Raw genomic sequence first — 9,466 nt, 5'->3', positions numbered from 1 at the left:
GTATATCGAAGTGTTTTATAACCGTCAGAGAAAGCATTCGACTAATAGCTACCTGGCACCGTTCGTGTATGAGCAAAAACTTGCCAAGGCAGCGTAAAAAAGTGTCCGGAAAATCCTTGCCATATCAATATTCCAGCAAAATGAACTTCTGAACAAATCAGCAGTCTGCTTTTTTATATTCTCATGAATTAATGAAATATAGTTATGAATAGAAGCTCTGCTGGTATCAGTGGTCAATACGCAAGATCAGGCAATGATTACAACCAACCGGATGACCAGGCCGCTTCTTCACGGCATGGACGATATAGATATGCCACAGTCAGACAATGGAATAACCCCTCCCGCACTGCCCCGGGGCGTAATGAATTTTACCATGCTTCTTTCAGACGCTCTTCTCAACATCTACAGTACCGTTCTGTATACCCTGCTCAAGGTTTTAATGCTCTCACCAAACAGGAAATAATGGATAACCTGGTGAGTAAATCGGATCGTTTAGGTCATCGCTATGATGGGAGACGTCACGGTCAATATGCCAGCTCAATTAAAAAATACACGTCAACTGCTAAAAGACCGTTAAATCGAGCGGAACAAAGCCAGCTGATGCGTTTGCTGCAAAATTTTACCGCAACACGGAGCTGGAATTGGCGAAGCCTGACGACAACAATGCACTCATTCACTTCAGCGGGTGTTTTTACCCCTCATAGCCCCTTGGATGAGCGTGTCAAGCGAACTCAAGCTTCCTTAATGACAACGCTACTTGATGCAATCATATTCAAGTGCAACCAAAAACCTCCAGCCAGGGATATTGATGCCCAGGGAATCGCCAACCTGCTGTGGGCCATGGCGAAACTGGCAGACAGCGGGCAGGAGCGAAAACCAGTGCTCAACGAGGCTGTGGCCGCAATGTTGCCCCACGTGAACGCACAAAAAGACCAATTTAATCCTCAGAATATCGCCAACCTGCTGTGGGCCGTGGCAAAACTGGTGGACAACGGGCAGGAACAGACACCAGAACTCAACAGGGCCGTGGCCGCGCTGTTGCCCCTCGTGAACGCAAAAAAAAACCAATTTATTCCTCAGAATATCGCCAACCTGCTGTGGGCCATGGCGAAACTGGTGAACAACGGGCAGGAGCAGACACCAGAGTTCAACGAGGCCATAGCATCGTTGTTGCCCCTCGTGAACGCACAGAAAGACCAGTTTATTCCACAACATATCGCCAACCTGCTGTGGGCCATGGCGAAACTGGCGGACAACGGGCAGGAGCGGACACCGGGACTCAAAGAAGCCTTGGCCGCGCTATTGCCCCTCGTGAAAGCACAGAAAGACCAATTTAATACCCAGGGCATTACCAACCAGCTTTGGGCCCTGGCAAAACTGGTGGACAGCGGGCAGGAGCAGACACCAGATCTCGACGAGGCCGTGGCCGCGCTGTTGCTCCTCGTAAACGCACAGAAAGACCAATTTAATGCCCAGGGCATTACCAACCTGCTGTGGGCCATGGCGAAACTGGTGGATAACAGGCATGAATTGACACCAGGGCTCAAAGAGGCTGTGGCCACACTGTTGCCCCAACTGAACGCAAAAGAAAACCAATTTATTCCTCAGCATATCGCCAACCTGCTGTGGGCCATGGCAAAACTGGTGGACAACGGGCAGGAACAGACACCAGAACTCAACAAGGCCGTGGCCGCACTGTTGCCCCGCGTGAACGCACAGAAAGCTAACTTTAAACGACAGGAAATCGCCAACCTGCTGTGGGCTATGGCGAAACTGGTGGACAACAGGCAAAAGCGAACACCAGAGCTCAACGAGGCGGTGGCTGCGCTGTTACCCCACGTGAGCGCACAGAAAGCTAACTTTAAACCACAGGGTATCGCCAACCTGCTGTGGGCCATGGCAAAACTGGTGGACAACGGGCAGGAGCGAACACCAGGGCTCAACAAGGCCGTGGCCGCGCTGTTGCCCCACGTAAACGCACATAAAGACCAATTTATTCCTCAGCAGATCGCCAACCTGCTGTGGGCCATGGCAAAACTGGTGGACAACGGGCAGGATAGGACTCCAGAGCTCAACAAGGCCGTGGCCGCGCTGTTGCCCCACGTAAACGCACATAAAGACCAATTTATTCCTCAGCAGATCGCCAACCTGCTGTGGGCCATGGCAAAACTGGTGGACAACGGGCAGGATAGGACTCCAGAGCTTAAAGAGGCCGTGGCCGCACTGTTGCCACAAGTGAACGCACAGAAAGATAACTTTAAACCACAGGGTATCGCCAACATGCTGTGTGCCATGGCGAAACTGGTGGATAGCGGGCAGGAGCGGACATCAGAGTTTAATGATGCCGTGGCTGCGCTGTTGCCTCACGTGAACCCAGTGAAGAACCCATTTAATGCCCAGGGAATCGCCATCCTGCTGTGGGCCATGGCGAAACTGGTGAACAACGGGCAGGAGCGAACACCAGAGTTTAATGAGGCCGTGGCCGCGCTGTTGCAACACGTCAATACAGAGAAAGCCAACTTTAAACCACAAGAAATCGCCAACCTGCTGTGGGCCGTGGCGAAACTGGTGGACAACGGGCAGGATAGGACACCAAAGCTTAGAGAGACCGTGGCCGTGCTATTGCGCCACGTGAACACACAGAAAGCTAACTTTAAACCAAAGGAAATCGCCAATCTGCTGTGGGCCGCGGCGAAACTGGGTGAGTTCATTGAGCTGCATAGGGTTACCTCTATGTTCGAATCGCTTGTTCACCGAATCAGTGAAAGCCCTCAGCTTTTACAGCAAGACATATTGATGTCTCTCTGGGGAGTAATGGTTTGCTGTGCCAGATTGTCTCTGGACTCCAATAACAATAACTGGCTTGAAAAGTACATGGAGGACCTCTTTACTCGTGTGGCAAATACACCCTCAGGCAATGAAGAGAATCAATACATCATTGCCATGGCCGCAAGTTGGCTTGGCAGAGCGTGCCCGGTCGTCCCCCATTACCAGACTATCCGATCAAAACGTCAATCTGACGTTCGCGATCAACTCCAATCATACTTTCCCTCTTTGCAGATTGAAGAAGAAAAGAGTCTGAACTTACTGCCTCCGGTTGACCTGCTACTGCCAGATCACAACATGGTAATTGAAATTCAGGGACCGTCACATTTCGTGGGTGGTGATTTCAAAACCAGGAATGGTTCGACTCTGCTGAAAATCGCACTGTTGCAAAAAGCAGGATTTGAGGTCATTGAAATTCCGGTTAACAGGCTTTGGAATCAGGATTTAATAAAACGATGTATTGATCAAATAAAGACCAGGACAGGCATCCCGCCACAGGGTCATGACTCTGTATCACTTAAAAGAGAGTGGGCAGATGAGGCATACGTTACTGCTGATAAAGGCAGGCAACCCTCAGATCACGGTTACTTGACTGCCGAAGAACATTCAGGGGAGCAACCCGGTAAACCCGCAAAGAGGAAGAAAACAAACATCCAGTAATCGCCTTCCTCCCATCATGACTCAAGAACCTTTTACACATTCCGGGAAGGAATGCCAGCGTTGAACGCCTGTTGACCATGCATCTCGCCCCGGATGATTTGAAAATAACAGATTGGTGGCATCAGGAGTAGATGGTTTTCCACAACCGATTATCTTTATAAACTTTTCCGAAAAATGAACTTCTGAGCAGAACAGCAGTCTGTTTTTTATATTTTCATGAATTAATGAAATATAATTATGGATAGAAGCTCTGCTGGTATCAGTGGTCAATACACAAGATCAAATAATGATTACAACCGAGAGAATGACCATGCCGCTTCTTCAAGGCGCGGACGATATAGACATACCACAGTCAGGCCATGGGATAATCCCCACCGCACAGCCCCGAGGCATAATGAACTTTACCTTTCTTCTTTCACACGCTCTTCTCAACATCTACAGTACCGTTCAGTAAACCCTGTTCAAGATTTTAATGCCCTCATCAAACCAGAAATAATGGATGGTCTGGTGCGTAAATCGGATCGTTTCGGTCATCGCTATGATGGGAGAGACCACGGCCTATATGCCAGTTTAATTAAAAAATACACGTCAGCGTTTAAAAGACCTTTAAATCGAGCGGAACAAAGCCAGCTGATGCGTTTACTGCAAAATTTCACAGCAACGCGGAGCTGGAATTGGCGAAGCCTGACGACAACACTGCACTCATTGACTTCAGCGGGTGTTTTTACCCCTCATAAACCCATGGATGAGCGTGTTAAGCGTACTCAAGCCGCCTTATTGTCGACGCTACTGGATGCAATAATATTCAAGTGCAACCAAAAGCCTCCCGCCAGGGATATTGATGCCCGGGGAATCGCCAACCAGCTGTGGGCCATGGCGAAACTGGTGGACAGCGGGCAGGAGCGAACACCAGGGCTCAACGAGGCTGTGGCCGCACTGTTGCCCCACTTGAACGCACATAAAGACCAATTTATTCCTCAGCATATTGCCAACCTGCTGTGGGCTATGGCGAAACTGGTAAACAGCGGGCAAGAGCGAACACCAGAGCTCAACGAGGCTGTGGCCGCACTGTTGCCCCACGTGAACGCACATAAAGACCAATTTATTCCTCAGCATATTGCCAACCTGCTGTGGGCTATGGCGAAACTGGTGGACAACGGGCAGGAACGAACACCAGGGCTCAATGAGGCCGTGGCCAGGCTATTGCCCCTCGTGAACGCACAGAAAGCTCACTTTAAACCACAGGAAATCGCCAACCTGCTGTGGGCCATGGCAAAACTGGTGAACAACGGGCAGGAGCAGACACCAGAGTTCAACGAGGCCGTGGCCGCGCTGTTGCCCCATGTGAACGCATATAAAGACCAATTTAATGCCCAGGAAATCGCCAATCTGCTATGGGCCATGACAAAACTGGTGGATAACAGGCATGAGTTGACACCAAGGCTCAAAGAGGCTGTAGCCGCACTGTTGCCCCACGTGAACGCAAAAAAAAACCAATTTATTCCTCAGTATATCGCCAATCTGCTGTGGGCCATGGCAAAACTGGTAGACAACGGGCAGGAACAGACACCAGAGTTCAACGAGGCCGTGGCCGCGCTGTTGCCACACGTGAAAGCACAGAAAGACCAATTTAATGCCCAGGGCATTACCAACCTGCTGTGGGCCATGGCAAAACTGGTGGACAACGGGCAGGAACAGACACCAGAACTCAACGAGGCCGTGGCCGCACTGTTGCCCCACGTGAACGCACAGAAAGACCAATTTATTCCTCAGCATATCGCCAACCTGCTGTGGGCCATGGCAAAACTGGTGGACAACGGGCAGGAACAGACACCAGAACTCAACGAGGCCGTGGCCGCACTGTTGCCCCACGTGAACGCACAGAAAGCCCACTTTAACCCACAGGAAATCGTCAACCTGCTGTGGGCCATGGCGAAACTGGTGGACAACAGGCACGAGCAAACACCAGAACTCAACGAGGCCGTGGCCGCACTGTTGCCCCAAGTGAGCTCACAAAAAGCTAATTTTTCACCACAGGGTATCGCCAACCTGCTGTGGGCCATGGCGAAACTGGTGGACAACGGGCAGAAGCGGACACCGGGGCTCAATGAGGCCTTGGCCAGCCTATTGCTCAACGTGAACGCACAGAAAGCTAACTTTAACCCACAGGAAATCACCAACATGCTATGGGCCACGGCGAAACTGGTGGACAACGGGCAGGAGCGGACACCGCTGCTCAAAGAGGCCGTGGCCGTGCTGTTACCACAAGCGGACCCAGAGAAAGCTGACTTTAACCCACAGGCAATCGCCAACCTGCTGTGGGCCATGACAAAACTGGTGGACAATGGACAGGAGCGGACACCAGAATTCAAAGAGGTCGTGACCGCGCTGTTGCCTTACGTGAACGCACAGAAAGCTAACTTCAAACCACAGGGTATCGCCAACCTGCTATGGGCCATGGTGAAACTGTTAGACAACGGGCAGGAACGGACACCAGGGCTCAAAGAGGCCGTGGCCGCGCTGTTGCCCTACGTGAACGCACAGAAAGACCAATTTAATGTCCAGGAAATCGCCAACCTGCTGTGGGTCATGGCGAAACTGGTTGACAACGGGCAGGAGCAGACACCAGAGTTCAACGAGGCCGTCGCTGCGCTGTTGCCCCTCGTGAACGCACAGAAAGATCAATTTATTCCTCAGCATATCGCCAACCTGCTGTGGGCCATGGCGAAACTGGGTGAGCTCGTTAAGCTGAACGTGGTTACCTCTACGTTCGAATCGCTTGTCTACCGGATCAGTAACAACCCTCTGCTCTCTCAGCAAGGGATATTTATGTCTCTCTGGGGAGTAATGGTGTGCTGTGCCAGGTTATCTCTGGCCTCCACTATCAATAAAAAAAATGTGCTTGAAAAGCACATGGATGACCTGTTTACTTGCCTGAAAAATACACCCCCCGACAATGAAGAGGATCAATCCATCATTGCCATGGCCGCAAGTTGGCTTGGGAGAGCGTGCCCCGTCGTCCCCCGTTACCAGACTACCATGTCAAAACGTCAATCCGACTTTCACGATCAACTCCAATCATGCTTTCCCTCTTTGCAGATTGAAGAAGAAAAGAGTCTGAACTCACTGCCTCCGGTTGACCTGCTACTGCCAGATCACAACATGGTGATTGAAGTTCAGGGACCGTCACATTTCGTGGGTGGTGATTTCAAAACCAGGAATGGTTCGACTCTGCTTAAAATCGCACTGTTGCAAAAAGCAGGATTTGAGGTCATTGAAATTCCGGTTAACAGGCTTGGGAATCAGGATTTAATGAAACCATACATTGATCAAATAAAGACCGGGATAGGCATCGCGCCACAGGAGCATGGTTCTGTATCACTTAAAAGAGAGTGGGCAGATGAGTCATACGTTACTGCTGATAAAGGCGGGCAACCCTCAGATCACGGTTACTTAACCGCCGAAGAACATTCAGAAGAGCAAACCGGCAAACCAGGAAATAGGAAGAAAACAAACAGCCAGTAATCCCCTCCTTTCGACCCAGGAACCGTTTTCACATTCCAGCAAAATGAACTTCTGAACAGAACAGCAGTCTGCTTTTTATATTCTCATGAATTAATGAAATATAATTATGGATAGAAGATCTGCTGGTATCAGTGGTAAATACACAAGATCAGGTAATGATTACAACCAACCGAAAGGCCATGCCCCTTCTTCAGGGCGTGGACGATATAGACATGCCACAGTCAGACAGTGGGATAATACCCCACGCACAACTCCGGGGCGTAATAAATTTTACCATTCTTCTGCCGCAAGCCCTTCTCAATATCTACTGCACCGTTCAGTAAACCCTGCTCAAGATTTTAATGCTCTCACCAAACAGGAAATAATGGATGGTCTGGTGAGTAAATCGTATCGTTTCGGTCATCGCTATGATGGGAGAGATCACGGCCTATATGCCAGTTCAATTAAAAAATACACGTCAGCGTCTAAAAGACCTTTAAATCGAGCGGAACAAAGCCAGTTGATACGTTTGCTGCAAAATTTCACAGCAACGCGGAGCTGGAATTGGCGAAGCCTGACGACAACACTGCACTCATTTACTTCAGCGGGTGTTTTTACCCCTCACAGCCCCTTGGATGAGCGTGTCAAGCTTACTCAAACTGCCTTATTGACAACACTGCTTGATGCAATAATATTCAAGTGCAACCAAAAACCTGAAGCCAGCTATGTTGGTGCTCAGGAAATCGCCAACATGCTTTGGGCTATGGCGAAACTGGTAGACAGCGGGCAGGAGCGAACACCAGGGCTCAACGCGGCTGTGGCCGCATTGTTGCCCCACGTGAACGCACAGAAAGACCAATTTATTCCTCAGCATATTGCCAACCTGCTGTGGGCCATGGCGAAACTGGTGGACAATGGGCAGGAGCGAACACCAGGACTCAATAAGGCCGTGGCCAGGCTATTGCCCGACGTGAACGCACAGAAAGCTCACTTTAAACCACAGGAAATCGCCAACCTGCTGTGGGCCATGGCGAAACTGGTGGACAACGGGCAGGAGCAGACACCAGAGTTCAACGAGGCCGTGGCCGCGCTGTTGTCCCGGGTAAACGCACATAAAGACCGGTTTAATGCACAGGGTATTACCAACCTGCTGTGGGCCATGGCGAAATTGGTGGACAACGGCCAGCAGCGGACACCAGGGCTCAACGAGGCCGTAGCCGCTCTGTTACCCCACGTGAACGCACAGAAAAACCAATTTAATCTCCAGGGTGTCACCAATCTGCTGTGGGCCATGGCAAAATTGGTGGATAACGGGCAGGAGCAGACGCCAGAGCTCAACGAGGCTGTGGTTGCGCTGTTGCCCTGCGAGAACGCACAGAAAGCTCACTTTAAACCACAGGAAATCGCCAACCTGCTGTGGGCCATGGCGAAACTGGTGGACAACGGGCAGGAGCAGACACCAGAGTTCAACAAGGCCGTGGCCGTGCTGTTGTCCCGGGTAAACGCACATAAAGACCGATTTAATGCACAGGGTATTACCAACCTGCTGTGGGCCATGGCGAAATTGGTGGAAAACGGCCAGCAGCAGACACCAGGGCTCAACGAGGCCGTGGCCGCGCTGTTGCCCCACGTGAACGCACAGAAAGACCAATTTAATGCCCAGGGTGTCACCAACCTGCTGTGGGCCATGGCAAAACTGGTGGATAACGGGCAGGAGCAGACGCCAGAGCTCAACGAGGCTGTGGTTGCGCTGTTGCCCTGTGTGTACGCACAGAAAGCTCACTTTAAACCACAGGAAATCACCAACCTGCTGTGGGCCATGGCAAAACTGGTGGACAACGGGCAGGAGCGGACACCAGGGCTCAAAGAGGCTGTGGCCGCATTGTTGCCCCACGTGAACGCAAAAAAAAACCAATTTATTCCTCAGCATATCGCCAACCTGCTGTGGGCCATGGCAAAACTGGTGTACAACGGGCAGGGACAGACACCAGAACTCAATGAGGCCGTGGCCGCGCTGTTGCCCCAAGTGAACGCACAGAAAGCTAACTTTAACCCACAGGAAATCGCCAATCTTCTTTGGGCCATGGCGAAACTGGTGGACAACGGGCAGGGACAGACACCAGAACTCAACGAGGCCGTGGCCGCGCTGTTGCCCCAAGTGAAGGCACAGAAAGCTAACTTTAACCCACAGGAAATCGCCAATCTTCTTTGGGCCATGGCGAAACTGGTGGACAACGGGCAGGAGCAAACACCAGAACTCAACGAGGCCGTGGCCGCACTATTGCCCCATGTGAGCACACAGAAAGCTAACTTTACACCACAGGGTATCGCCAACCTGCTGTGGGCCATGGCGAAACTGGTGGACAACGGGCAGGAGCGGACACCGCAGCTCAAAGAGGCCGTGGCCGTGCTGTTACAAGTGAACCCAGAGAAAGCTGACTTTAAACCACAGGAAATCGCCAACCTGCTGTGGGCC

The 9,466-nt window shown here is 51.2% G+C and carries 3 protein-coding genes; all 3 read left to right on the top strand.

Annotated features, from left to right (window positions below):
* Window positions 1–204: 204 nt before the first annotated feature.
* Window positions 205–3,486: an RAP domain-containing protein gene (locus J7439_RS24405; protein ID WP_209204658.1), complete on the top strand. Its 3,282-nt coding sequence runs from the start codon at window positions 205–207 to the stop codon at window positions 3,484–3,486.
* A gap of 237 nt (window positions 3,487–3,723) precedes the next feature.
* A complete protein-coding gene (locus J7439_RS24400; RefSeq protein ID WP_209204657.1) occupies window positions 3,724–7,011 on the top strand; it encodes an RAP domain-containing protein in 3,288 nt (1,095 codons plus the stop codon).
* Window positions 7,012–7,117: 106 nt separating this feature from the next.
* Window positions 7,118–9,466: DUF1601 domain-containing protein (locus J7439_RS24395; protein WP_209204656.1), on the top strand; the 2,349-nt coding region annotated here is incomplete at its 3' end.

The organism is Salinisphaera sp. G21_0 (genome assembly GCF_017744115.1).
In the GTDB taxonomy this organism is placed as follows: domain Bacteria; phylum Pseudomonadota; class Gammaproteobacteria; order Pseudomonadales; family Endozoicomonadaceae; genus Endozoicomonas.
The sequence above is the reverse complement of the archived record's forward strand: the minus strand, read 5'-3'. Positions and strand labels throughout refer to the sequence as shown.

Coding starts and splice junctions, on each gene's coding strand:
- J7439_RS24405 (WP_209204658.1), top strand. CDS start 205: ATGAATAGAAGCTCTGCTGGTATCAGTGGTCAATACGCAAGATCAGGC.
- J7439_RS24400 (WP_209204657.1), top strand. CDS start 3,724: ATGGATAGAAGCTCTGCTGGTATCAGTGGTCAATACACAAGATCAAAT.